The sequence below is a fragment of the Aeromonas sp. 603404 genome, from assembly GCF_049171775.1.
Lineage (GTDB): Bacteria > Pseudomonadota > Gammaproteobacteria > Enterobacterales > Aeromonadaceae > Aeromonas > Aeromonas veronii_A.
Window position 1 is genome coordinate 117287 of record NZ_JAAKPE010000002.1, and the last position, 26020, is coordinate 143306.

Below are 26020 nucleotides of genomic sequence, written 5' to 3' on the forward strand. Positions count from 1 at the left end.
TCTAAAATTGACAAATCCGCGCAATGATAGGGGTTAGACTGGGTTGGCGCAACATTCCCCATGGGTGAGTGGCTGAAACAGTGGCGCCGGGCTTCTTGATTCGGCGGGATAATGATGCCGGTAATGGTTCAAAAAAGTGCATGACTACAAGGATGACAAAGATGCATGTGACCAGTAAGTGTTCGTTGGCCCTGTTGGTGGCCAGTTTGTTGGGGTCAACCAGCCTGATGGCCAGCGAGTGGAGCACGGTAGCCGCCAGAGCGACTGCGGAGCAAGGTTATGAGGTGCGGGCTAATCAGTTTCGGGTGGCCAAGGTGCCGCTTGACTATTTTGCGGGGCTGCAAGCCGGGGCGAGTGAGCTGACCCTGCCGCTGCCCGATGGGGGGGAGGTCACCTTTGCTCTGGAAGCCTACGACTTGCTGCCTGCAGATCTTGCCGCCAAGTATCCGCAGATCCGCACCTTCAAGGGTCACAACCCGGCGCATCCGATAGAGACGGGGCGCTTCGATCTGGGGCCGCAAGGTTTCCACGCCATGTTCAGTCATCAGGGCAGGATGGTGTTTGTCGATCCGCTCAGCAATGCCGAAGGCTACGCCATCTATTACCAGCAGGATGCCCATAGTCGATTGGAAGAGGCTGCAGATGAGGTGATAGGGCCCAAGCTCAGCAAACTGGTGCGCAAGGTGCAAGTGGATGGCAATGTTCGCAAGCGCTACGTCATTGCCATTTCGGCGACAGGAGAATTTACCCAATACCACGGTGGCTCCAAAGCGCTTACCATGGCGGCGATTGCGACCTTGCTCAACCGCGTCAATCAGGTCTATCAACGGGATGTGGGCGCCGAATTCGTGCTGGCCAGTGGCAATGACAACCTGATCTTTACCGATCCGGCCAGCGACTTGTTTGCTAATGATAATTCGGATGCGCAGACCAATATCGGGGTACAGGCTTATTACTTTACCAATATGCAGCTCGGTAATTTTGATATCGGCCATGTCCTGAATACCAATGGCGGCGGTCTGGCCGGATTGGCAGTGCTCTGCACCAATCAGAAGTCTGGTGGGATGTCGGGTTCACCTACACCGGTGGGAGATGCCTTCTTCGTTGACTATGTGGCTCATGAAATTGGCCACCAGTTTGGTGCTGATCATACCTTCAACGGCACTACCGGGAGTTGCGGTGCTGGTACCCGGGTTGCGAGTCAAGCCTATGAGCCTGGTAGTGGCAGCTCCATCATGGCCTATGCCGGCATCTGCGGTGAGGAGAATATCCAGCCACACAGCGATCCCTATTTTCATAGCAAGTCCATCGAGCAGATGCGTGCGCACATGGCGACCGTATCGACTTGTGGAACCACACTCGCGTTGAGCAATAATGCCCCGCAGGCAGCTGCAGGGGGGGACTATGTGATCCCTGCCAATACGGCCTTTATGTTAAAAGGGGCTGGTGGAGATCTGGATAATGATTCTCTGCTCTACAACTGGGAGCAGATCGATCTGGGTACTGAATCGAGCAGTGCCGCCACCATGATTGACGATGGCTCCCGGCCGCTGTTTCGTTTTGTCTCTCCCACGGCATCGCCGGAGCGGATCCTGCCGAGTTTGCCATCCCTGCTCTCCGGCACGCTTGCCAAAGGAGAGGCCTGGCCGACTACCAATCGGGATCTCAATTTCAGACTGACGGTGCGTGATGGTCAGGGTGGCGTTGCCAGTGATGACATGAAAGTGCAAGTGATCAATACCGGCGCGGCATTTCGCATCACCAACCCGTTTTACGGGGTGACTCTCACTCCGGGGGCCAGTCAGGCCGTAGCATGGGATGTGGCGAGCACAACTGTGGCGCCGATCAGTTGCAGCAAGGTGGACATCTCGGTGACTCAGGATGAGGGCGTAAGCTGGACAATGCTTGCCGCCGGACAACCCAATAACGGCGCAGCAACGGTAACGTTGCCTGCCGATCTCACCAGCAGCGTCAGGCTGAAAGTGGCATGCAGCGACAATATCTTCTTTGCCATCAGTCCCCTCAAATTGCCTCTGGTGCAAGGTGGCTCGACTTCAGGTGGCGGCGGTGGTGGCGGGGCGCTCGGATTGTGGACGCTGGCTCTGGCGCTGCTCGGCTGGCAACGGAGGCGCATATGAAGGGAGTCCCTCTGTTGCTGCTTGTCATGCTCGGCGGTTGTCAGGCCGATGCCAGCACGCTGGAACAGGAGCTGAGTGCAAACCTCGCCAGACAGGATTACCGCCTGATAGTGATAGCCGGGCGGGGAGAGTTCGCCCCCGGTATTGCAGCCGAGCAGCAGGCAGAGGCCAAGGCGCGCTGTGGCAAGCGTTATCGGGATGGATTGGGCGATGTGATAAGGCCCGGTCAGCAAGAGATACATGCCAAGTTGAGTGCTTACGCCAGCGAGTATAACCAGCGTATGGTGATTCATTGCCCGATAGCATTGGGCGCGGATAAGCAGTAATACGCCAACGAACCAATCCAAATGGGGGGATATTCAGCCCCCTATCTATCCGTGAAGGCGCCAATGGCGCCTTCACTTTTTTCCGTTGTTGAATGGGGTCAGTCTGTATCGCCTGAGATGGGGAGCGTGGGTGTAGCACGATGTCTCAGCGTGACAGAAGTTTTGTGCGAATTTTCTTTTCTGTCTGTCACGCAGATCGTCAATTGACGCTGCACCATACTTGTTGTCACCAAGGTAGGGCAAGGAGGCTCTATGAAGCATGGCATTGCGGTGATTATCACCAGTTTGTCTGTTCAGGTTGCGGCAGAACCACAGTGGACCTTCATGGATGAAAACTTGGAAAGGGGAGGGGTCTATGATGTGCGAGCTGAAAAGGTCAGAGTGGTGGTTCCTGACAGGCCTTTTGAACCCGGGCATCTCGCCAGTGTATTGACCTTGCCATTGCCGGATGGCACTACGGTGCAGTTTGATGTTCATCCCAATGCCTTGCTCCCGGAGCCTTTGGCCCAGCGCTACCCTTCTATCAATACTTACAGTGGGAAGGCTATCGATCGGGCGGCGGATACAGGCCGATTTGATGTCACCATACATGGTTTTCACGGTATGTTTACTCATCAGGGGCGTACCTTTTATGTCGATCCGCTTCAGGACGGTTTCTCTTATGCCGTTTATGAACAGCAAGATGCCTGGCGGCGACAGGATGTGGATCAGGTGATTGATCATCATGGTATCGAGCGTGAGCGAGCTGTGCTGGTCGATGGCAATTTGCGCAAGCGCTACACCATCGCCATCTCGGCAACCGGGGAATATACCCAGTATCACGGTGGTACCAAGGTTGCAGCACTCTCGGCCATTGCAACACTGCTTAATCGGGTCAATGAAGTCTATCGCCGTGATGTGGGGGCCGAGTTTCAGCTTGCAGCTGATACGGATAATGTGATTTTCACCGATCCTGCGACGGATCCTTTCACCAACTCGACCCAGGATATCGCCATCAACCAGACCCAACAGGGGGTGTTGCTCAATCCTTCTTTTGATCTGGGCCATCTGCTGGCGACATCAGGCGGCGGGGTGGCGACCCTGAGATCTTTATGCAACCCTTTCAGCCGTTCACGGGGCATGACCGGAGGCTCACAGCCTATCGGTGATGCATTCTTTATTGATTATGTGGCTCACGAATTGGGGCACCAGCTGGGGGCAGAGCACTCCTTCAATGGCATGGCCGACAGTTGTGCGACAGGTCGCAAGGCTAGCTCAGCCTGGGAACCGGGCAGTGGCTCGACCATCATGGCCTATGCCGGGATCTGTGGTGAGGAGAATCTGCAGGTTAACAGCACACCTTTCTTTCACAGCAAGTCGATCGAGCAGATGCGGGCTCTGATGGCCTCTCTGCCCTCCTGCGGCACCGACCTGGCGCTTGCCAATAACGCGCCGGTTGTGGATGCGGGGGGCGATAGGTTGATCCCCGCCAATACGCCTTTCACTCTTGTCGGTAGTGCGCTGGATCTGGATGGAGATGCCTTGAGTTACACCTGGGAGCAGGTGGATCTGGGCAACGCATCCAGCAGTTTGGCCACCATGGTGGATGATGGGTCACGCCCGCTGTTTCGCTTTGTCTCGCCAACTTCGGATCCCCGCCGAACCTTGCCTGCCATGAGCTCGCTGATCACGGGTGTGCTGGCCAAAGGGGAGGCGTGGCCAGCGACCAATCGCAATCTCCAGTTCCGCCTTACCGTACGTGATGGTCAGGGGGCGGTCAGCAGTGATGAGATGGTGGTGCAGGTGATCAATACCGGCGCGGCATTTGCCATCACAGCCCCGCAGATTGGCGCCATGGTGGCGGGTAGCACTCAGCTAGTGACATGGAATGTTGCTGGGACCGATCAGCCTCCTATCAACTGTCCCAGCGTGGATTTGGCACTGACACAGAATGGCGGTTCTAGCTGGACTACGCTGGCAAGCGGGCTTGTCAATAACGGTTCGGCCAGTGTGGTGTTGCCTGCACCGTTGATCAGCACGGCTAGGCTGAAGCTGGCATGCAGCAATAATATTTTTTTCTCTATCAATGGGATAAGAGGTAATGCGTCGGCCACTACGGAAAGTGCAACTGTCATTACCGACAACAATACGGGTGGCGGCGGTGGTGGTGCGGTGAGTATCATTGTGATCATCCTGATGGGAGGTGCAGCCGGATGGCGCAGGTATTACGGTTAGCCGTCAGTTTGCTGTTTCTGCATATCTGCGCAGCGCCTGTTGTGGCCGCATCACTGACCGAGGCAATAGATGAGAGTCTTGCTGCTCAGGATTATCGGCTCATCGTGCGCGGCGGGCGTGGCGGCATGGCCCCGGGGGTTGTGGAGTCATTGCAAGCAGAAGCGAGAACCCGGTGCGGAGTCCGTTATCTGAAAGGGTTCGGCGATGTGATTGAGATGGGCAAGGAGGCGGAGTTTGAGCAGCGGATTGACTATGCCACCCGATATAACCGACAGATGCTGGAAAGGTGCATGCCGGAGGCGATTCAGAGGTAATAGTTTGCAGGTAAACACAGCGGGGAGGCAGTTGCCTCCCCGCTGTGTTATGGCTTGTCACTGACAGATGAGCGGAGCACAATGCCTGCGTCACTCTCTTGATGGTCGTGGAACCATTATTTATTTGAAGGAAAATCAAGATGATGGATGTTGCTGATCTGCGCCGTGAATACTCCCGTGGCGGGCTGCACCGGGCCGATCTGCCGGCCGAGCCGCTGGCGCTGTTCGAGAAGTGGTTGGCGCAGGCTTGTGAGGCCAAACTGACCGATCCCACCGCCATGGTGGTAGCGACGGTGGATGCCGATGGTCAGCCCTGGCAGCGCACTGTGCTGCTCAAGCACTACGACGCCCAGGGGATGGTCTTTTACACCAACATGGGTAGCCGTAAGGCGCAGCAGCTGGAAGGCAATCCTCGAATCAGCCTGCTCTTCCCCTGGCACACGCTGGACAGGCAGGTTCACGTGACCGGCCGGGTGGAGAAGATGAGCACCTTCGAGGTGATGAAGTATTTCCACAGCCGTCCCAAGGATAGCCAGATCGCTGCCTGGGTCTCCAAACAGTCGACCCGCATCTCGGCCCGCGGCGTGCTGGAGGCCAAGTTCCTCGAGCTCAAGCAGAAGTTTGCCAATGGCGAAGTGCCGCTGCCGAGCTTCTGGGGCGGATTCCGGGTGGTGATCGAGACGGTGGAGTTCTGGCAGGGGGGCGAGCACCGGCTGCACGACCGCTTCTACTACACCCGCGACGGGGATGGCTGGCATATCGAGCGTCTGGCACCCTGAGCGCGCTGTTCAATTCTGTTTTCACAAGGAGTGTGTATGCGTCTGTATGGTGATCTGCGTTCTGGCAACTGTTACAAGGTGTGGCTGCTGGCCCGCTGGCTGAAGCTGCCCCTTGAGTGGGTTGAGGTGGATATTCAGGCGGGGGATACCCGTACCCCCGCATTTCTGGCCAAGAACCCCAACGGCAAGATCCCGGTGCTGGAGATTGGCCAGGGCGATGCGCTGGCGGAATCCAATGCCATCCTCTTCTATCTGGCGCAGGGCTCGTCTTTGTGGCCAACCGATCCGCGCCAGCAGGCCGAGGTGCTCAAATGGATGTTCTTTGAGCAGTACAGCCATGAGCCCTACATCGCGGTGGCCCGCTTTATCGTTCACTATCTCGGCCGACCCGAGTCGCAGGAGGCGCGGCTCGACGGTCTGAAAGCCGGTGGCGAGAAGGCGCTGGCGGTAATGGAGCAGCAGCTGAAACAGAGCCCCTACCTGTGTGGTGATGCGCCGACCATCGCCGATATCGCCCTTTATGCCTACACCCATGTGGCAGAGGAGGGGATCTTCTCCCTTCAGGGGTGGCCAGCTATCCGTAGCTGGATCGCCCGTATCGAAGCCCATCCCCGCCATCTGACGCTGCCCGCGGCCTGTCAGACCCGTTGATGGAATTGCTGATCGAGGCCAGTCTGTGGCAACCGCAGTGGGCTGCGCTGTTGCTGCACTGGCAGCAGCAGGGTCATCGCTGGCAGCTGCTGCTGGGCAAAGAGGCGGCGGCCGCCCTCGATCAAACCGATGCACCCTGGGCGATCAGCCCTCCAGACGGGGTGTTCTGCCCGGGAGCCCTGCTGGCTGCCTGGCTCGATGGGGATCTGCTGGTGGATTTTCATGTTGATCCCAGCCGCCAGATCCTGATCAGCGCCTCTACTTCCCTATTGACCCTCGCCAGGGAGCAGGGACTGCTCACCCTTGGCCCTGTGGGGGCCGATCTGCCGCTCACCCCCGAGGCCGATTTGGGCGCCGTGCTAAATCGCCTGCTGGCGCGCCGCGTGACGGTGCCGACCCTGGTTGAGGATCATCCGCTATCAGGCGTCGCGCTGCGACCGCTGCAGGCCGCCGATGATCGCGAGATAGTACGCTACTGCAACGACGAGGCGCTGGCCCGCTACACCCTTAATATTCCTCACCCCTATCCGCCGGAGGGGGCCCGCGACTGGCTGGCGCTCAGCTGGCGCAAGGCGGCGCTTGGTCTTGGCTGGAGCTGGGCCATCACCTTGCCAGAGGAGCAAGGGACTGCGCTGGTCGGGGTGATCTCCCTGCACTGGAATGGCGAGCTCGCCTGGTGGGTGGGCGTGCCCTGGCAAAATCGCGGTCTGGCGACTCGGGCCGCAGGCTTGGTCAAGGGGTTCGCCTTTGCCCAACTGCAACTGCCTGCGCTGACGGCTCGTCATATGCCAGACAATTTAGCCTCCGGCCGGGTGATGGCTAAAGTGGGCATGCACTATCGCGGGCGGCGCCATATCAGTGGTCGCCAGCCGTGCGAGGTGAGCTACTGGCGGCTGGATCGCGCGCCCTCCTTGCCCAGCCCCTTGCCCGAGGAAATTGCCCGCTGGCTGGCAGATGAGCGGATCGCCGTGGTGATCCTGCGCGATCCTGTAACGTTGGATCGGCAGAGTACCAACGGCAAGCTGGCCATCTCGCTCTTTGTGGATGAGAGGGGCGAGGGGGAGAAGCCCTGTTTTCTGCGTTGCCCGCCGCATCTTGAGAGGTTGCTGGCGCTGCACTGTTACCCCGTCGATCTGCTGGAGCAGGCCGAACCGGAGCAGTTGTCCCATCTTGGCGGCGTCTTGCTGAAAGACAGGGATGAACGGGGGCTGGCGTGGCTGCTGCAACTGGTCGCGCTGCAGCGTCAGGGGCCCGAGCTGCTTAGCCGCGAGGAGCGCGTATCACGGCTCCACTGGTTCAACCAATTGATGGCGCAGGCGCTGGGCGGCAACGGTGACTCTTCGCAGATACGCTATCAGCAGTTACAGCTGCTGGTGGAGCTGCCGGAGCTGGTCGACGAGCTGGATGGCTGTTGGCATCAAACGCCCGAACTGACCTTTGAGCGGTTGGCGCGGGAGGCTCCCGCCCTCTGGCTGGCCTACCGCGAGGCGATGAACAGGGCCACCCCGGCTACGCTAACAGCCTTGCAGCAGCAGTTTGCAGCTCGTTTTCCTGAGTGCACCCTCCCATTTTTGGACAAAGGTACTCAGAGTGACCAGCCGTTATGTGGAATAATGCCTGCTCTGCTGTACGAGGAGTAATACCTGATGTTGAGAACCGAGCGCCCCGGTGACATGCTGCCGGTCTATGAGCTGCTGAGTGCCGCCTTCGGTCGTTCCGATGAGGCCGAACTGGTCAACCGCCTGCGCGAATGTGGTGCTGCCGTGGTGACCATGGTCGAAGAGGAAGAGTACGAGTTCATGGGGCACCTGATGCTAAGCCCGATCACCATTAACGGCATGGAAGGGCCTTGGCTCGGTCTGGCGCCGGTCGCGGTTCATCCCGACTGGCAAGGCCAGGGGATTGGCTCGGATCTTATCCGTGAAGGGCTTGATACGGCGCTCGAGATGGACTGGAAAGGGGTGGTTGTACTCGGGGATCCGGCCTATTACAGCCGTTTCGGTTTCCGCCCGGCCAGCGAGTTTGGCCTGCACTGCATCTATGAGGTGCCTGCCGACTGCTTTATGGCGATGGAGCTGCAGGAGCGCGGTTTTGCGGGTGTGCAGGGTGAGGTGCTCTATCACCCCCTGTTTGATGAACTCCCCGACGAGCTGCCGGACGCGCAGGCAGAAGTGTCCCATTTATAGCGAGACGTCGCAGCGACAAGCCATAACGAAAAAGCCCTCATCGAGGGCTTTTTCATCTTGTATTGGTCCCTGCCGGGCTTATTCGAGCAAATTGGCTCAGGCAATGATGTCGAGCTGGGTGCCCTTGCGATTATCTTCGCCCACCATGTCACCCATCTGCTGGGCGAGCGGGCTCTGCTGGAATTGCATGTAGTCGCTCAGATTCTGCTGGCGCTGGTAGCGATTGGCCGCCTGATAGAGTTCCGCTGTGCTCGGGCCCGACTTGCTGTCGCTCTCCTGACCGCTGGCCTCCAGGTAGCGCTCCACCACGGCCTTATCTTGCTGGTTGGCCGTATAAGAGACCGCCAGAGTTCTGCGAGCCGTTGCTTTCTCTTCGCTCTGCGCCTGCACTTCATCCTTCTTGGCCAGTGCTTCGTTACGGGCCTGACTGACCTGCTCGGGTGTGACAGTCGGAGAGGAGGGGTATTTGCCGTAATCGGGCAGCGGCATGGGTCGGGAGGGGATTTGCATGGTGGCGCTTCTCTTTTGAACAGGGACGGACGCATGATACTCATCGATCTTAGTTCAATAAATCACCACTTGTCGGTTCATCAAGAGTGGGTTCAGTTTCGCGCATCGATTGTTAATTGAACCGTATCGGAGTGACAAAAAAGGCGCCATAAGGCGCCTTTTTGTCGTTCAGTCATCGCTGGATCAGTTGAAGAACCAGTACCCGCGGTTGACGAGACGGGTCAGCAGTTGCAGGAAACCGGCCTGATCGGCCAGCTCCACCATATCGGCTTGAGTGATGATGTCTTTGTCACACAACAGCGAAATGGCGGCCGCGTCTTCGCTCTGCAGGGTCCAGGCTTCGCCGTCGATGAAGCACTGCTGGCTTTCGCCGCTAAACCAGACGGTGCGCAGACCCGGCACCTTGATGGCTGGCTCGCCCTGGGTCAGCAGGTCGGCCACTTCCTCGGCGCTGTAGTCCGGCTCCACCGGATTGACGTCCAGATCGTGCTTGGCCTCGGAGATCATGGTGCCGAACCACTCCTTGAACAGAGTCTCGTCATCGAGGGCCTGCTGCATCAGCTCGCGCAGACGGTGCAGCTCGTGGGGCTGGATCTCGCCGTGACGGGCGCGGGGCTTGAGATCTGCATCGCCGTAACGCTCGGTACGCACCTCGTTGTCGATCAGGTGATCGGCAAAGGAGGAGATAAGCGCCTTGGCATCCGGCGCGCGGAAGCCCACCGAGAAGTTCATGGAGGGCTCGATGGCGTAGCCTTCGTGGGGGAATCCGGGCGGAATGTAGAGAATGTCACCCGGCTCCATGATGACGTCGATGATCGCCTCGAACGGCTCGCAGTGCAGCAGGGCGGCGTGGGCGGCAAACTCGTTGAGCGGCTTGGCATCGCCAACCCGCCAGTGGCGTTTGCCCAGACCCTGGGTGATAAACACATCGTAATTGTCGATGTGGGGGCCGACACCCGCATGGGGGGTGGAGAAGCTCACCATCACATCGTCAAAGCGCCAGCCCGGAATGAACTGGAACGGCACCGCCAGCTCGTTCACCTCGGGAGCCCAGTGGTTGCAAGCCTGTACCAGAATGGTCCAGTTCTCTTCGCCCAGATGGTCGTAGGATTCGAAGGGGCCGTGGGCAGCATCCCACTTGCCGTCGAAACGGGTGACGAGGCGGGACTCTACCACCTCTTCCATGGCCAGACCCGCCAGCTCGTCCGGGCTGATGGGATCCTGAAAGTCCTTGAAGCCACCCTTGATAAGGAGCGGGCGCTTCTGCCAGTAGTGCTCAAGGAAGTGAGCGATATCCAGATTGAGTTCGTACATGCTGTTTCTCGTGTCTCGCAAAGAGGTTTTGCCCAAGGCAGGCTTGGGAAAAGCCACTCGGGATCCTGCCGTGGCAGGGAAAATAACAGGGGCCCTGTGGCGTATCGTGCACAGGGCCCCTTCGTCACTGCCGGTTGGCTTACTTCAGCAGATCGACCAGACGCTGGGCGTCACCGATGTAGTTGGCCGGGGTCAGCTTCTTCAGCTCAACCTTGACCGCTTCCGGCAACTCTAGGGTGTCGATAAAGGTACGCATCCCTTCGGCATCGACGCGGCGACCACGGGTCAGCTCCTTGAGTTTCTCGTAGGGCTTCTCGATACCGTAGCGGCGCATCACGGTCTGGATCGGCTCGGCCAGCACTTCCCAGTTGGCATCCAGATCGGCGGCCATGGCGGCGTCGTTGGCTTCCAGCTTGGAGATGCCCTTCAGGGTCGCCTGATAGGCAATCAGTGAGTAACCCACCGCCACACCCAGGTTGCGCAGTACGGTAGAGTCGGTCAGATCACGCTGCCAGCGGGAGATGGGCAGCTTGCTCGCCAGATGCTGGAACACGGCGTTGGCCAGACCCAGATTGCCTTCGGAGTTCTCGAAGTCGATGGGGTTGACCTTATGCGGCATGGTGGAGGAGCCGATTTCCCCCGCGATGGTGCGCTGCTTGAAGTGACCCAGGGAGATGTAACCCCACACATCGCGGTCGAAGTCGATCAGGATGGTGTTGAAGCGGGCCATGGCGTCGAACAGCTCGGCGATATAGTCGTGCGGCTCGATCTGGGTGGTGTAGGGGTTCCAGGTCAGACCCAGGGAGGTAACAAACTCCTCGGAGAACTGGTGCCAGTCCACATCCGGGTAGGCGCTGAGGTGGGCGTTGTAGTTGCCGACCGCACCGTTGATCTTGCCGAGGATCTCCACCGCCATGATCTGCTTGAACTGGCGCTCCAGACGGTAGGCGACGTTGGCCATCTCCTTGCCCATGGTGCTCGGGGTCGCCGGCTGGCCGTGGGTGCGGGAGAGCAGCGGCATATCGCGGTACTCGTGAGCCAGACGCTTGAGCTCGCTGATCAGCTTTTCGCAATAAGGCTTGATGACCTCTTCGCGGGCGGTTTTCAGCATCAGACCGTGGGAGTTGTTGTTGATGTCTTCCGAGGTGCAGGCGAAGTGGATGAACTCGCTGACAGCCGCCAGCTCCGGGTTCACTTCAACCTTCTCTTTGAGGAAGTACTCCACCGCTTTCACATCATGGTTGGTGGTGCGCTCGATCTGTTTGATGCGGGCGGCGTCACTCTCGTTGAAGTTGCTGACGATGCCGTCGAGCAGGGTGTTGGCGGCCGCGCTCAGGGCAGGGACTTCCGGGATCCCGGCGTGGCTGGCCAGTTTTTGCAACCAGCGCACCTCGACTTCGACGCGAAAACGCAGCAGGCCGAATTCGGAGAAGATAGGGCGCAGGGCATCGGCCTTGTCGCCATAACGACCGTCAATCGGGGAAACAGCAGTCAGCGCGGACAGCTCCATGGGGTGAACTCCTGATGATTTGTGTGGGGGATCCGTATCCACTCGCGCGTGGGGCTGAGTCGTTGTCAGGGCGGATGTGCGGCTGTTCACCCTGATGTTGACCTCGCTTGCCCGCGCGCGAGCCGATGATTAGTAACGCTTGGCCAGTTCCACCATCTTCTTGCGAGCGAAGATGATCTGGGTGCGGCTGCCACCGAGCTGACGCCACAGCACGCAGGCACGAATGCCCGCCAGCAGCAGGGCGCGCACCTTGTGCTGCACCAGCGGCTGTTGCAGGAACAGCGGGGTACCCGCCACCTGGATGCGCGGCCCGATGGGGCTGATAAGATCGCTGTAGATGCTCGCCATGTTGGCCAAAATCTGCTCGTCGAGCAGATCGAAGTGCTGTTGCTGGCGGCCAATCTGGCTGATCCGCTCACCCAGCATATTGAGAATGTCCTTGCGCTTGGCCAGCTTGCGCTCCAGTGCAATCAGGCTTACCACGTAGCGGGTCAGCTCGGCATTCTTCTGGCTGCCGTCGGCACCCAGCTGCTCGACCAGCGCACGGTAGCCGTCGCGAATGGCCAGATGGGTGTTGTTGAACACCTCGAGCGGGTGGCTCGGGTTGGTCACCAGAATGCTGGAGAGGCTCTCGCGCAGGGCGGCCTCGTCACAGCTGCCGTCTCGGGCCACCTTCTGCACCAGATACGCGGCCTGGCAGATGCCGGCAAAGGCCATTGTTCTGTCTTGGAATTTATCGCTCATATCTTCACAGCCCTGTTCTGTTCATTCACCGGCCGATGCCATGATCCGGCCTGGACGTTGCCAATCATGTATCGCTGCTTTGTGCTGTTTTGTCTTTGTCCCCTCTCCCTCAGGGAGAGGGTCAGGGTGAGGGTGGTTACCCCCTCATCCCCAACCCTTCTCCCGCGAGGGGAGAAGGGAGTACAGCGCGGACGCTCGTGAGCGCCCAGCCCTTAGACCGGATGGCTGAAACGTTGTTCGATGATGCCACCGCCCAGACACACTTCCCCGTCGTAGAAGACAGCGGATTGGCCCGGGGTCACCGCAGCCTGTTTCTCGTCGAAGATGACCCGGATGGTCTCATCGTCGATGGGCTGGATCAGGCAGGGGATATCCTGCTGACGGTAGCGGGTCTTGACGGTGCAGCGACGCGGCTCGCGAATGGGAGTGCGATCCACCCAGTGCAACTGGCTGGCAATCAGGCCATCGGAGTAGAGACGGGGATGTTCGCCCTGCGCCACCACCAGCACGTTGCGCTCGACCTCTTTGTCGACCACATACCAGGCCTCTTCGGTGGCATCTTTGCGACCACCGATGCCGAGCCCCTTGCGCTGGCCCAGGGTGTGATACATCAGCCCCTGATGCTCGCCGATCACCTTGCCATCCACGGTCTCGATTTTACCGGGCTGGGCGGGCAGGAACTTGGCCAGGAAGTCCTTGAACTTGCGCTCGCCGATAAAGCAGATGCCGGTGGAGTCTTTCTTCTTGGCGGTGATGAGATCGAGCTGCTCGGCGATGCGGCGCACCTCGGGCTTCTCCAGATCGCCAACCGGGAACAGGCTCTGACCTACCTGCTTTTCGCTCAAGGTGTAGAGGAAGTAGCTCTGATCCTTGTTGGTATCGAGACCGCGCAGCAGGCGCGGGCGGCCTGTGCTGTCGTCACGGCGCACATAGTGGCCGGTGGCGATGTAGGTGGCACCCAGCTCTTCGGCGGCAAATTCGAGGAACGCCTTGAACTTGATCTCCTTGTTGCAAAGGATATCGGGGTTTGGCGTGCGGCCAGCCTTGTACTCTTCGAGGAAGTGCTCGAACACATTGTCCCAGTACTCGGCCGCGAAGTTGATAGTGTGGAGTTTCATCCCCAGCTTGTCGCAGACGGCCTTGGCATCAGCCAAATCCTGGGCGGCAGAGCAGTACTCGTCCGTGTCGTCTTCTTCCCAGTTCTTCATGAACAAGCCTTCGACCTGATAGCCCTGCTGCTGGAGCAGGTAGGCCGAGACGGAAGAATCCACGCCGCCGGACATGCCGACGATCACCTTGATTTGGCTGTTGTCTGTCATTAGTCGAAGTTACCAGTTCGTTTAAACGGGGCGTATTCTACCAGAGTTTTGCGCCCCCGGTCACATATCCATGCCGCAGTTCCCATCAGGAACCTGATAGCAGGAAATCGTTTTTCTGTTGTTGGCCTTTGTCACCGAAAAAGAGTGTCAAATGGCCTCAGATAAAGGCCTTGAGGGCCGAGAGCGGCAGCCGTGTACCCGCCAGATAATCCTGAATGCACTGCCACACCAAGGGGCTGCGCAAGGCCGGTTTGCATTCCGCTATTTCTTCAAGAGTGAGCCAGTGGCAAGCCAGCACATCACCGTCAGGATCCTCTGGATGGTGCTGACCTGGCGCTTTTTCAAGGTCGAAGATGATGGCGGTGCGCACATAGGTGGCCTCGCTGTCGGCCGGTTTGTAGAGATAGGTGCCAAGCCAGGCGGTCGGTGTGGCGGTCAGACCCGTCTCTTCTTTCAGCTCACGACAGGCCGCTTCAAGCAGGTTTTCCCCCGGCTCCACATGGCCGGCGGGTTGGTTGAAGCGGCGCTGGCCTTTTATCTCCTCTTCCACCACCAGAAAGCGCCCCTGCCACTGCACCAGGGCGGCGACCGTCAGGCGCGCCTCCATGCGGGCGTGGCTGGTGGCCGATTGCTCTGCCTGATTGCTCATCATGACTCCTTGTCGTTGCTATCGGGATTGCCCGCACGGGCGGGTCGGCGTGCCGTTCCTCGCCCGCTGCTGCGGGGTTTGCCGCCGGTCGGGTTTGAAGTTGAACGCTCGGTTGGGTGAGTGCTGCGGGGGCGCTCGTCCCGTCTCGGCTGGCTGGCCCGCCGTGGCGCATCCCCTGCCGGTTTGGCCGGTTTGGCGGTATGAGCGCCTGAACGGGATGAGGAGGGACGCGGGCGGCTGCTGGAGCTCGGTGCCTGCTCGGGGGCGGGCAGGCTGCGGCTCTCGCCGGGTGCCAGACCATCCAGGGTCCAGTCGCCGATGGCGTAGCGAATAAGGCGCAGGGTGGGGTGGCCGATATGGGCGGTCATTCGCCGCACCTGCCGGTTGCGCCCCTCCACTATCTTGATCTCCAGCCAGCAGGTGGGGATCTCCTTGCGCTCGCGAATGGGCGGATTGCGCGGCCACACCGCAGGTTCATCCATGATGCGCGCCCCGGCAGGCAGGGTCATGCCGTCGTTGAGCTCCACTCCGGCGCGCAGGGCGGCCAGTTTCTCTTCGCTCGGGATCCCTTCCACCTGCACCCAGTAGGTCTTGGGGGTCTTCTCCCCCGGCTGGGTGAGGTGCGCCTGCAGCTTGCCGTCATTGGTGAGCAGCAACAGCCCCTCGCTGTCGCGGTCAAGCCGACCTGCGGCGTAGATGCCGGGCTCGCTGATGTAATGCTTGAGGGTCTCGCGGCCCGCCTCGTCGGTGAACTGGCAGAGCACCATGTAGGGCTTGTTCAGCAGGAGCAATTTGCGATCCGCTGGGGCCAGCTCCGGTTTGCGGGGGGATGCATGGCGAGGTGCGGCTGGTTTGGCCGCCGTGCGCGGGGCGTTATCGCGCGGCGAACGGCTGACAGAGAGACGGGAGCGGGGAGATTTCATCGGATACACACTTCAGACAGACGACAGACGATGGCAGCGAGTGTACCACAGGGGGCTGAGAGCTGGATGAATGGCTGGGGTTTCAACAAGCAGTGCCCAGAGCCAATTCGCCTAGCTCAGCAGGCTCTCGATCACGATAGCCTGACGGGCGGGGGCCGAGCCCGCCAGCAGCAGGGCGTGGCTGACCACATCGTCGATCATCGCCTGCGCCAGTCGGGTGAGGGGGCGCAGGGTCTCCCGTCCGCTACCAACCGGCACCGCCAGCAAAATGATGGTTTGCACCTGCCCGATTTGAGAGCCCCACTCGATGGGCTCCTTGCAGCTAAGCAGGGTCAGCGCTGGCCGGCTGATCCCTTCGCTCAATACATGAGGCATGGCAAGGCCGGGGCGGATGATGGTGGCCGATACCTGCTCGCGCCGCTCTACCGCAGCGGTCAGTGTGGCGCGGTTGGTGATCAGCTCGGTGGGCAGCAGATCGATCAGATGCTCGAGGGCTTCGGCCTTGGTCAGCGGTTCGGGGCTGTGGGCCAGCTGGCGCAGGGCAAAATGGTAGTCGGGCAGGGCGTTGGCCAGTCGCAACTCCGCCAGCGCGGCGGTATGCGGGCGCACCAGCGGTTGACCCAGCTCGCCACACCAGCAGGTGAAGGCCATATGGGCCAGCTCGGCGTCGTTGCCCTCGATCTGCAACTGGCAGAGATCGCCGGGCTGGGTGGCGAGGGTCAACAGGGATAGCTGGTTGCTGGCGGCAACGGTCTGGCGCCGGGTGAGGTTGGCGCAGCGGATGGTGGATTTGAACATTCCCGCCAGCCGGTTCAACTGCTTGGCCTGGGTGATGCTCAACCCCTGCTGGCAGTAGAAGGTGATTTCGCGAGTCAGCATCAGGCCGGGATCGGCAGGGCCTTGAGTACGGCGTTGGCATCCAGCAGCACGGTTTCCAGTCTCACCTGATGGATAGTGCAGCCGAGGAAGCGCTCTTTCTGCTCAATCTCGATATCGGAGGCAATCAGCACCAGGTCGGCGCTGGCAATATCGCGGGCGGTCAGCATGTTCTCCATGCCCATGGCGCCCTGAGTTTCGACCTTGATCTTGAGTCCCAGCCCAGTGGCGGCTTTTTGCAGGGCATCGGCAGCCATATAGGTATGGGCAATACCGGTCGGGCAAGCGGTGACGGCGACTATCTTCATCTGCTCTCTGTGATGCTGACAAGGGGGAGCAACAAGATAGCGCCAGCGGGGGGCTTTTACCAAAAGTCCATATGAAAAGTGGGATCTTGATGGGGATATGCCCGTCCCTTGAACGGTAGTGCAGGCTCATGCCGGCCAGTCGGGTGTCTGATTGCTCCAAACAACAAGGGCCACCCCTGTGGGTGGCCCTGAACAATCTGCGTCTGTTGTTATGGCTATCAGGCGGTCTGGGCAGCCAGCTCGGCGGCTTTCAGTTCGCGCTTGATGCGGCGGATCTTGCGCTCCTCGGCGACCGCGACACAACCCATCAGCACCAGACAGGCGGCGGCTGCGATATCCAGCGCCGCGAAGGTGCCGGTCCAGCCGGTCAGACCGAAGATGGGGGTGCCATCGGCGATCATGCCCAGACCCAGCTTGGCGAAGCTGTCACCAATCAGGTAAGCGAAGGTGCCCTTGACGCCATCGGCTACGCTGATGCCCTGCTTGGGGACGAAGCCCACGGCGGCGACGCCGATCAGCAACTGCGGACCAAACACCAGGAAGCCCAGGGTGAACAGGGAGCCCAGGAACATGAACTGGGTAGTCGCATGCTGGTAGAGACCCAGAGTCGCGATGATCAGCGCCAGTGCCACACAGGCAACCAGACCACGACGGCCATTGGCCAGATCGGAGAGGTAACCCCACATCAGGGTACCGACCAGTGCGCCCACTTCGAAGAAGGTAAAGCCCTGAATGGCAACGTCTTTGGAGAAGCCCAGCTCCTGGTGGGCATAGACGGTAGACCACTGGTCGATACCGATACGCACTACGTAGAGGAAGATGTTGGCAAAGCAGAGCAGCCAGATCACTTTGTTGAGCAGCACGTACTTCACGAAGATCTGCCACTTGGTCAGCTGCTGCTCTTCGGTGGCGATATCCTCTTCGCTCGCCACTTCGTCAAACAGCTCTTCCACCTTGCCCAGGCCATAGGCTTCCGGCGAATCGCTACCAAAGCGCAGGCCGATAAAACCGACGATCAGCGCGATGATGGAGGGGAAGATAAACATGCCGAGCACGTTGCCATCGAACAGGTAGTTGGCACCGAACAGCGCCACACCGGCCGCACCGGCACCGCCCACGTTGTGGGAGAGGTTCCACATACCCAGATAGGTGCCGCGCTTGTTGCGAGGGGTCCACTTGGTGATGGTGGAGTAGCTGCAGGAGCCGCCACAGCTCTGGAAGAAACCGCTCAGGGCATAGAAGAAGATCATGAAGTAGAGGCTGAAACCTGTGCCACCCATGCTGGCACTGAAGCCCAGCATGCACAGCGCGGAGAGGATCAGCATCAGCGGCAGGAACTGCTTGGTGTTCTTGCCATCGGCGTAGTAGGAGACGATGGTCTTGCCCACCCCGTAGGTGATGGAGAAGCCAAGACCGATCATGCCAAGCTCGGTCATGGAGAGACCGTACTCCTGGATCATGTCATTTTGCGCAATGTTGAAGTTCTTGCGGATCAGATACATGGTCAAATAGCCAATAAATACAACCAGATAAGATTGCATAAACGGCTTGAACCAGAGCTTGCGCCGGGCTTCGACCGGCAGGTCGAGGGTGGGAACCCGGACCTGTTGGAGCAATTTCAACATCTTCGTTCATCCTCTGCGAGATAGACGGTATTTCCGCCGCGCCCCTCATTTGTAGATAGGTTGTTCGAGGTCACGCCACGGAAGGGGGAACGGAACGTCGGGGCTGTCAGCCGTTGCTGCGCTCGACGCTCCATCCATATAAACCCGGGCCCGACACGGGATAACGGGGCACATTGCCCATCGCGGTGCGGGTCACGACATCAGGTGGGGTGACTCTAATAAGAGGGGCAAAAAATGGCTTGAGAGCCATCCCTAGTGGGGCTAGGAAATTTTCCTAGTTTTTGCGCTTTCGCGGACAAAGCGTGAGAAACATCACACCGCTGACGCCGGATTGCTGCCATTTCAGCCAGTTTGGCGCTCTGTGTGAGTGCTGGGCTGAGGAGGGGAGAGGCTAGAAGGGAGCTAGGGAAAGGCAAGGGGAGAGGTGAAAGCAGAGATAAGGGAAGAGTGCTTATCGACCACTATTTCTCGGTGGGCGATGTTGGGAAATACGGCTCGCCAGCCATCCCAAAAAACAAGAGGCCACCCCGTGGGGTGGCCTCTTTTTATGCTCTATGAGCCGCGATGGCGAGAGGGACTCAGGCCGCCTTGGCCAGAGTTACCTCATCACTCTTTTTGACCCGCAGTTTTTTCAGGGCAACCGCCACCACGCCGGTGACGATGGCACCGCAGATCATGCAGAGCAGGGCCAGCAGCGGCTTGTTGACCGCACCCAGCAGGGCCACGATGGGGCCACCGTGGGCGACGCTGTTGGTGATGCCAAACAGGAAAGCCATCACAGCGGCGGTCATGCTGCCCAGCACGTTGGCCGGAATGACGGCCAGCGGGTCACGGGCGGCGAACGGAATCGCCCCTTCGGAGATCCCCACCAGACCCATGGCACCGGCGGCTTTGCCCGCTTCGATCTCGGACTCGTCAAAGATGCCGAGCTTGCGACCGAGTACGGTAGCCAGCGACATGCCAAGGGGCGCAGCCGGGATGGCGCAGGCCATGGCACCCATAAACTGGGTCTGACCGGAGGCGATCATGCCGACCGAGAACAGGAAGGCCACCTTGTTGACCGGGCCACCCATATCAAAGCCGGCCATACCACCCAGCACGATACCCAGCAGCACCAGACTGCCACCACTCATGGAGAGCAGCATGGCGTTGAGGCCAGTCATCATGTCGGCAATCGGGGCGCCGATGATGAAGATGAATACCGCAGCGATAAAGAGCGAACCGACGATGGGGGCGATCAGGATCGGCACCAGCGGTTGCACCATCTTGTGGTACTGACGGGTCGCAATCCAGCGCACCAGATAGCCGACCAACAGGCCCGCGATGATGGCACCGATAAAGCCGGTACCGGCGTCAGCGCCGTAGAAGCTGCCGTTGTTGGCGATCCAGCCGCCGATAAAGCCCGGTGCCAGTGCCGGACGGTCACCGATTGCGTAGGCGATATAGCCCGCCAGAATGGGGATCATCAGGGTGAAGGCGGCCACGCCGACGTTGAGGATCTGGTTCCACATGCTCCCTTCCGGGATCTGCATGCCGCTCGGGGTCGGGTTGCCGCCGATGGCGAGTGCCAGCGCAATCAACAGACCGCCGGTCACCACGAACGGGATCATGTGAGAGACACCGTTCATCAGGTAGCGATAGAGATCGGAACTGCCACCCGCGCTCTTCTCCTCACCTTTTTTATCTTCTTTGCCAGCCACGTAGGCGGGGGCTTTCAGGGCCTGCTCGATCAGACCCTTGCCATCCTTGATGGGGGCCTTGACGCCGGTTTTGATGAGCGGCTTGCCAGCGAAGCGGGCCATGTCCACCTGCTTGTCACAAGCCACCACGATGGCGCTGGCGCGGGCGATCTCGTCCGCGGTCGGGCTGTTCTTGACGCCGATGGAGCCGTTGGTCTCCACCTTCACCTCATAACCCAGCTCCTTGGCGGCGCGCTCCAGTGACTCGGCAGCCAGATAGGTGTGGGCGATACCGGCTGGGCAACCGGTGACACCGATGATAAAGCCTTTGCTGGTGGTCGGGGCCGCGCTCTGCTCCTCTTTCTTGGCCAGCAGCAGCGCCAGCGCATCGGCCGGGGTGTTGGCTGCCAGCAGTTTGGCGATAAACCCCTCTTCGATCAGCTTGCCGGAGAGCTCGGCCAGCACTTCGATATGGTGGTTGGCGCCGCCATCGGGGGAGGCGATCATAAAGAAAATGTGGGACGGCTTGCCATCTTCGGCGCCGTACTCGATGCCGTTGCGGCTGATGCCGATGGCGACCGCCGGATTGCATACCGCCGCACTCTTGGCGTGGGGCAGGGCCACGCCCTCTTCAAAGCCGGTGTTACCCAGCTCTTCGCGGGCCCACAGATCCTTGAGAAAGGCCTGCTCGTCGCTGACCTTGCCTTGCGACGCCAGCAGGCGGGCCATCTCGGTGAAGACCTCTTCCTTACGCGTCGCTTTCAAATCGAGATTGATCAGATGTTCATTGATCAAGGTGGTGATCATGGCGCTCTCCCCGCTTCCGGTGACGGAAGCTATGCGTGAGTACGTATCGACGTACTGGATAAAAATGACCTGATCATTATCGCGGCTCGCCCGCCCCCTCCCTATCGGACAAATGTGCTAATCACTGGATTTTTGTGCGCATTAAAACGCGATGTGATGAAGATCCCGTTTTCAGGCAGGACTCGCCATTTTCAGGTCATTTCTGATTTTGTCTTTAAAAACAGATGAATGGATTATGGTTTGCCTCGAAATCAGGTTTGTAATGCGTCATATCAATAAATTAATCACCAGCGGGGTCTGGATTTATATGTGGTTTTAAGGCGTTATCAGATGTGACCTTTCTCACAAAAAGTCGCAGTTTCATCGGGCGGGTTAGGATTTTTATGCGCCTCATGGCGGAGGCCAATTGCATTGGCTGGGCGAGCGCAGAGGGGCGTTGTTTGGGAAGAAAGTGTGGTAGCAAGAGAGGGGATGGCCGAAAAGATAGAGGTGATAACGCGAACGTCCGAATACGCTCCGCTATTCGAACCTACGGACTACACAATATGCGCCACCGACCCCAGCCAGTTGGGAACTTGTTGCCGATACCACTCCAGATATTGCTGTGCTTGCGGCTTCTCCCTTCTGGTCAGCAGATTGGTGACCTCAATAATCAGCCAGCACTTGGCCATGACGAGATGGCGCAGCAACCGGTCGCCAGAGAGCTGCGAGCTGTGGCGCAGATAGCGTTCAATGATGGTTTCATACTCAGCCAGCGAACCCATCCGCGGCACCAGCGGGGCCAGATCGATGGCCGGGCTGCCATAACCAAATCGCTCCCAGTCAAACAACACCAGCTCACCATTGTCGCGGGTGCCCCAGTTGCCCTCATTGCTATCTCCCGAAATCAGGCATGACTCCTCGAATAGTTCGTGGCCGACTTGCTGGATATGGCGGATCTTCTCGTTTACCGCTTCCGGCAGGCAGAGTACAGAGAGCGCCTCGTTGGTGTCGACGAGCGACCAGCCGTGAGTTTTCACCGCAAAGTTGGGCTGATAGTTGGCGTTATGCAGGCTGGCCAGCTGAGCAAAGGTCTGTTCGTTGTGGTGCAGCTGCGTGAGCGTGACCGGATGAGGGATCTGCTCAAGGAACAGGGTCTCCCCTTCGACCTTGAGCAGGGCAGGAGTGTTGAGCCCGCTCAAATGCAGTGCGGCGCGTTGGTAGAAATGGCGCTCGACAGGCGATGCGCCGCTTTTTCTGATACAGGGTTTGCCATCCAGCAGCTGGATACTTACCGAAGCGCCCCCCATTTTCGCCAGCTCCTGTTGCGTCATCCTCTACCCCGTTAGCTATGAGTGGTCAGTTGCGTGAGATAGCTATGTACCTCTGTGCGAGTCGTGAAACGGTGCTTGTCGTTTGGGAATCGATCAAACAGCTCGTGATGGAATTGGCGGGAGCTTTTGCCGGCTCGCTGCCCATATTCCGATGCCCACACCAGCAGTTGTTGAAAGCTCTCTTCGGCTGCTACGGCATCCCGTTGCCTGGCACTTTGTGATCCGCGCGATAGCAGTGAATCACGGCATACAGACCAGTCAAGATCCAGAAAAAGCAGGGTATCGGCGGCATCAAGCAGTTGCTCGGCCAGGGCACCAAATACCCCTTCGACCACCCATGATTGCTCTTGAGCAAGTGTCTGAATGGCATGGTCAATCTCATGCTGGGGCCGTTTTGGGTTAAAGCCGCCCGGCTGCCAGACAATGGTGTCCAGATTGACCTCGCGGATAGTTAACCCCTCAGCCAATCGAGCTGCCAACCAGCTCTTGCCCGATCCCGAGTTACCAATAATCAGAATGCGTTTCATCTATGAGTGCTCTTTTCTGGAACAGATATCTGGAGGCTGGAAAGTAGAGGTGCAATCAACGTAGTGAATTGCACAGCTTATTCGGTTGGAACGAATACAGAGCGGAAGGTAGAGTTTATTACGCGAATATCAGAATATGCTCCGATATTGGAAAAACATTCCTTGAGCAACAAGGTCGTTATACAGTCCAATCTACCAAGTGTTCAGCATTCAATATAACATTTTTCACTGTAGGCATAAGGATCATCTCTCCAGCAACAATCGTGAAGCTAAATCGGTACTCCTTTTCTGTGGAGAAAGATGGCGGCTTAACAAAAGCCATATCTGAAATTTTTTTCATAAAGTGCTCTATCGTAAAGTCGCTGGCGTCAGATATATGAACCTCACGACTTAAGTAAGATACAGGTTCATGTCGGCAGTAAATTGACAGATTTTCTAATGATATATTTTGATCGACGATGTGATTACCTGAGTGACGTCCGGATAGAATACGTGCACGGAGTAGTTTTGAAAGTTCAATTCCAAGGCTATGAGCTTTTGATGCTGTCATATACCAACAGTCATCGTAATTTGGAAATAGTCCAATAGCATCTCGCTTTTTTCTAACGCGTGATACGCAAAAAATAAATCCGTTAAGAGCTTCTCGATGTATTCTTGCTCGAGTGTCCCGTATCTTGAGTGATTTTTCTGTACGTTCAATAATATGAAGATTCTCTATGGCTGCGCTCATCCGCCCCATGATTCTTGGTTGGTTCTCATCTCCTCCTACACTAATTACTCCCTGTAGGATGAAATTGAACCATTTAGGCTCAATCTCAACTGTTCCGTCAAAATTGAGTACAAAAGAGTATTTACCTTCACCATCATCGACGATTTGATCGCTTTCTATATCTCTATACTCATATAATGTACCCAGCTTTATTGTTTTTCCAGTTTTCAAATTGTCCTTTTTGTAGCAGTTTTTTGCTAGAAGCATTCTCATTACTCCATTTTAAATTCAGATGAGTATCCCTAGAATTTTTTTATAAACGATCTTGTAAGGCCATGGGTTTAACTTTTACAAAGAACTTGCTATGGCGAAATGTTGTGGGATAAATTAGTAAGTTGATATGTGCATCTCATAAGGCGACTTTCAAAAATTAAATTTTCCACCCCTGCCATTAATCACTATGATAATTAATTGCCCAACAGTTTACATCGACTTTTACTGCCATTGGAAATAGCTGTACACATCGTCGTTATTAAATCCATCTACATTCTGGCTGTAGAATATAAGCGGTGTGACCTCTTGTGTCAGACTTGTAGATTAGTGCTACGTAACCGGACGTTCGCGAATGTTTTATCAATATCTCGCTTATTGGGCTTCGTTTCGCTCAGCGCCAACCTACAAACACCACGCTACCGCCCGTGGATTACAGCCTCCAGCCTGCTGCGGTTATCCGGCGATGTGGTGGATGGCGAAACGGCTGCACAGGGTTATCTCTGCAAGAGTGGTTGCCAAGTGAGGCATATTAATCGAGAGAGGGGCAGGGGGAAACCGCAGTCGGGCAAAAACCTGCCAAAGATCAACAAATTACTTATTAAGTGACTGCTATCTGACCGCTTGGCACAGCAGCCGCAGACAGAGCTTCATCTCTTGCCGGGTGCTACCGCCACTCAATACTCCAGAAACTTCTCCCCGCAGCGTTCGCAGATCAGATGTTTTACATGGGTGGCCTGATAGGCGAGGGTCTGGCCGAATACCGCATTGGTCAGGCTGCTGGAGCGAAAGGCTTGCCAGAAGGCTTTGCGCGGATCCTTGGGCATGATGTCCTGGCTGTGATCGCGGGCGACCAGCACCACGAGATGGCGGGTACGCTCGCCGCATTTGTCACAGCGATGGATTTCACTCGGTGGGTTCTGGTCGTGCGGGTTGCTCATAAATGGGCTCGTGAAGGGAATGGGCCCCCATCATATTCCTCTTCACTTGGCTCTCAATCTCTCCTTGCCGGCGCAGTGAGCGGCCTCACGTTTTGCGCTGCTGCACGCTTGCCCAGCCAGCTCAGGCCGACTCCCGCTTTTGCAGATTGGGGGTGATGATATGGCGGTTGGGGGCGAGTTCGGGTTGCTGCATCCGGGTCAGCAGTCGTCTCGCCGCCTGACGGCCGATTTCGCGGGCCGGTGAGCTGACAAAGGTGAGGGCGGGGGAGGTGAGTTCGGCCTCTGCCACGTCGTCAAAACCGAGCAGGGCCACCTGCTGGCCGATGTAGTTGTCCTTGCCCACGGTGCGGCCGCTCGCCTCGACGCCATAGATGGCACCGAGCGCCACCTCGGGGTAGTGGCAGAGCACGGCGGTCACCTTGGGGTGCTGGTGCAGCAGCTGGGCGATGGTGTCGGCGGCACTGCGTTGGGTGCGCTCGCACTCCAGTACCCACTCCGGTTTGAAGGGCAGGCCATATTGCAGCAGGCTGGCGCAGTAGCCGCCGATGCGCTCGGCGCGGGTGAGGGAGTCGGCCCGCCCGCCGACATAGGCGATATGGCGGTGCCCCTGCTCGATAAGGTAGGTGGTGGCCTGCTTGGCGGCGTGGGTGTTGTCGGGGCCGATAAAGTCCACGTCATCCCGATAGTAGGAGCGGGCGGCACACACCACCGGCAGCTCGGAGTCGAGCAGGGTCTCCAGGGTTTTGGCCGCCGCGCCGCGCACCGGATTGAAGATGATGCCCGCCACCCCCTGCCGTGACAGGGAGTGGATGCTCTGCTGCAGCCGCTCCGGACTGTGGCCGCACTGGGTCAGAAACAGCAGATAGCCCTGCTGCTCCAGCACCTCGCTCACCCCGGCGGTCACCTCGGTATAGAAGGGGTCGGTGATGTCGCGCAGGATCAGCCCCACCAGATTGGATTGCTGGCTGCGCAGGTTGGCGGCGGCGCTGTTGGGCACGTAGTCGAGCTCTCTTATCGCCTGCTGCACCCGCTCGGCGGTGGCCGGGGAGATGCGCCCCTTGCCGTTGAGCACCATGGAGACGGTGGTGACCGACACTCCCGCCCGCTGGGCGACATCGGTGATCTTGGTGGCTTTGGCAGAGAGGGATTTGGGCGACATAGGCGAATGGACGACGGACAGTTGAAAGCGAGGCCCCAGCATACCTGCTCAGATGCCCAAGTGAAACGTTACATCACCATCTGGCCGATCCGGCTCACAAATTTGGATCCTGCTGCCAGCCAGCCCCCTGATTCTGTGATCTTGTCGGCACTTGCAAGCTGATAAAACGTTTTATCATCCAGCAAAACCTGATGTTGACCCGCGCCTTTTGCTTCGAGATTGCGTCGAG

At 58.4% G+C, this 26020-nt stretch carries 24 protein-coding genes; 8 read left to right on the plus strand and 16 right to left on the minus strand.

The window, feature by feature from the left end:
- The first annotated feature begins 161 nt into the window (after nucleotides 1-161).
- The 8 genes from G5306_RS04460 (at nucleotide 162) to G5306_RS04495 (ending at nucleotide 8608) form a co-directional block, all read left to right on the plus strand.
- Nucleotides 162-2138, plus strand: coding sequence for a reprolysin-like metallopeptidase (locus G5306_RS04460; RefSeq protein WP_421312460.1), 1977 nt, complete (start codon nucleotides 162-164; stop codon nucleotides 2136-2138).
- Complete coding sequence (locus G5306_RS04465) at nucleotides 2135-2464, plus strand: hypothetical protein (RefSeq protein ID WP_265775343.1); 330 nt, start codon at nucleotides 2135-2137, stop codon at nucleotides 2462-2464. Before G5306_RS04460 ends, G5306_RS04465 begins: the two co-directional genes overlap by 4 nt.
- 252 nt (nucleotides 2465-2716) lie before the next feature.
- The gene (locus G5306_RS04470) at nucleotides 2717-4678 is read left to right on the plus strand and encodes a reprolysin-like metallopeptidase (RefSeq protein ID WP_421312461.1); all 1962 of its coding nucleotides are present in this window, start codon (nucleotides 2717-2719) and stop codon (nucleotides 4676-4678) included.
- Complete coding sequence (locus tag G5306_RS04475; protein WP_227341066.1) at nucleotides 4657-4992, plus strand: hypothetical protein; 336 nt, start codon at nucleotides 4657-4659, stop codon at nucleotides 4990-4992. The genes G5306_RS04470 and G5306_RS04475 overlap by 22 nt, the downstream gene beginning before the upstream one ends.
- A 140-nt stretch (nucleotides 4993-5132) precedes the next feature.
- Nucleotides 5133-5771 carry a pyridoxamine 5'-phosphate oxidase gene (pdxH, locus tag G5306_RS04480; protein WP_005353629.1) on the plus strand — a complete coding sequence of 213 codons (639 nt, stop codon included), beginning with the start codon at nucleotides 5133-5135 and terminating at the stop codon, nucleotides 5769-5771.
- A gap of 36 nt (nucleotides 5772-5807) precedes the next feature.
- The gene (locus tag G5306_RS04485) at nucleotides 5808-6422 is read left to right on the plus strand and encodes a glutathione S-transferase family protein (protein WP_421172554.1); all 615 of its coding nucleotides are present in this window, start codon (nucleotides 5808-5810) and stop codon (nucleotides 6420-6422) included.
- Entirely contained in the window at nucleotides 6422-8062 is a 1641-nt protein-coding gene (locus G5306_RS04490) for a GNAT family N-acetyltransferase (protein ID WP_421312462.1), read from the plus strand. The genes G5306_RS04485 and G5306_RS04490 overlap by 1 nt, the downstream gene beginning before the upstream one ends.
- Nucleotides 8063-8068: 6 nt before the next feature.
- Entirely contained in the window at nucleotides 8069-8608 is a 540-nt protein-coding gene (locus tag G5306_RS04495) for a GNAT family N-acetyltransferase (protein WP_005344037.1), read from the plus strand.
- Nucleotides 8609-8704: 96 nt separating this feature from the next.
- Here the strand turns inward: G5306_RS04495 and G5306_RS04500 are convergent, their stop codons facing one another.
- From G5306_RS04500 to G5306_RS04575, 16 genes are all read right to left on the minus strand, one after another.
- Entirely contained in the window at nucleotides 8705-9118 is a 414-nt protein-coding gene (locus G5306_RS04500; protein ID WP_421312463.1) for a hypothetical protein, read from the minus strand.
- Nucleotides 9119-9301: 183 nt separating this feature from the next.
- A complete protein-coding gene (locus G5306_RS04505; protein ID WP_005353621.1) occupies nucleotides 9302-10432 on the minus strand; it encodes a cupin domain-containing protein in 1131 nt (376 codons plus the stop codon).
- A 139-nt stretch (nucleotides 10433-10571) separates the two neighbouring features.
- Nucleotides 10572-11942: an adenylosuccinate lyase gene (gene purB / locus G5306_RS04510; protein WP_421172555.1), complete on the minus strand. Its 1371-nt coding sequence runs from the start codon at nucleotides 11940-11942 to the stop codon at nucleotides 10572-10574.
- A 129-nt stretch (nucleotides 11943-12071) separates the two neighbouring features.
- On the minus strand, nucleotides 12072-12686 hold the full coding sequence (gene hflD, locus G5306_RS04515) for a high frequency lysogenization protein HflD (RefSeq protein ID WP_204381641.1): 615 nt from the start codon (nucleotides 12684-12686) through the stop codon (nucleotides 12072-12074).
- 212 nt (nucleotides 12687-12898) lie between these two features.
- Nucleotides 12899-14005 (minus strand): tRNA 2-thiouridine(34) synthase MnmA, encoded by a 1107-nt coding sequence (gene mnmA / locus G5306_RS04520; RefSeq protein WP_005353619.1) that lies wholly within the window; start codon nucleotides 14003-14005, stop codon nucleotides 12899-12901.
- Between the two features lie 157 nt (nucleotides 14006-14162).
- Nucleotides 14163-14654 carry an NUDIX hydrolase gene (locus G5306_RS04525; RefSeq protein WP_064339722.1) on the minus strand — a complete coding sequence of 164 codons (492 nt, stop codon included), beginning with the start codon at nucleotides 14652-14654 and terminating at the stop codon, nucleotides 14163-14165.
- Entirely contained in the window at nucleotides 14654-15577 is a 924-nt protein-coding gene (locus G5306_RS04530) for a pseudouridine synthase (RefSeq protein WP_216961586.1), read from the minus strand. Before G5306_RS04530 ends, G5306_RS04525 begins: the two co-directional genes overlap by 1 nt.
- Before the next feature lie 111 nt (nucleotides 15578-15688).
- Nucleotides 15689-16456 carry a PTS sugar transporter subunit IIA gene (locus tag G5306_RS04535; RefSeq protein WP_216951775.1) on the minus strand — a complete coding sequence of 256 codons (768 nt, stop codon included), beginning with the start codon at nucleotides 16454-16456 and terminating at the stop codon, nucleotides 15689-15691.
- Nucleotides 16456-16761 carry a PTS fructose transporter subunit IIB gene (locus G5306_RS04540; RefSeq protein ID WP_005334611.1) on the minus strand — a complete coding sequence of 102 codons (306 nt, stop codon included), beginning with the start codon at nucleotides 16759-16761 and terminating at the stop codon, nucleotides 16456-16458. The genes G5306_RS04535 and G5306_RS04540 overlap by 1 nt, the downstream gene beginning before the upstream one ends.
- Nucleotides 16762-16979: 218 nt before the next feature.
- Nucleotides 16980-18386: a hexose-6-phosphate:phosphate antiporter gene (gene uhpT, locus G5306_RS04545; RefSeq protein ID WP_005353611.1), complete on the minus strand. Its 1407-nt coding sequence runs from the start codon at nucleotides 18384-18386 to the stop codon at nucleotides 16980-16982.
- Nucleotides 18387-18964: 578 nt separating this feature from the next.
- Nucleotides 18965-20872, minus strand: coding sequence for a PTS fructose transporter subunit IIABC (locus G5306_RS04550; protein WP_216951774.1), 1908 nt, complete (start codon nucleotides 20870-20872; stop codon nucleotides 18965-18967).
- 536 nt (nucleotides 20873-21408) lie between these two features.
- Entirely contained in the window at nucleotides 21409-22185 is a 777-nt protein-coding gene (locus G5306_RS04555; protein WP_254204215.1) for a phosphotransferase, read from the minus strand.
- 11 nt (nucleotides 22186-22196) lie between these two features.
- Complete coding sequence (locus G5306_RS04560; protein ID WP_216961589.1) at nucleotides 22197-22712, minus strand: AAA family ATPase; 516 nt, start codon at nucleotides 22710-22712, stop codon at nucleotides 22197-22199.
- 178 nt (nucleotides 22713-22890) lie between these two features.
- Entirely contained in the window at nucleotides 22891-23688 is a 798-nt protein-coding gene (locus G5306_RS04565; RefSeq protein ID WP_139460411.1) for a hypothetical protein, read from the minus strand.
- Between the two features lie 680 nt (nucleotides 23689-24368).
- The gene (locus G5306_RS04570; protein ID WP_204478330.1) at nucleotides 24369-24632 is read right to left on the minus strand and encodes a hypothetical protein; all 264 of its coding nucleotides are present in this window, start codon (nucleotides 24630-24632) and stop codon (nucleotides 24369-24371) included.
- A gap of 121 nt (nucleotides 24633-24753) precedes the next feature.
- Nucleotides 24754-25791 (minus strand): Mal regulon transcriptional regulator MalI, encoded by a 1038-nt coding sequence (locus G5306_RS04575; protein ID WP_216961593.1) that lies wholly within the window; start codon nucleotides 25789-25791, stop codon nucleotides 24754-24756.
- Nucleotides 25792-26020: the final 229 nt, after the last annotated feature.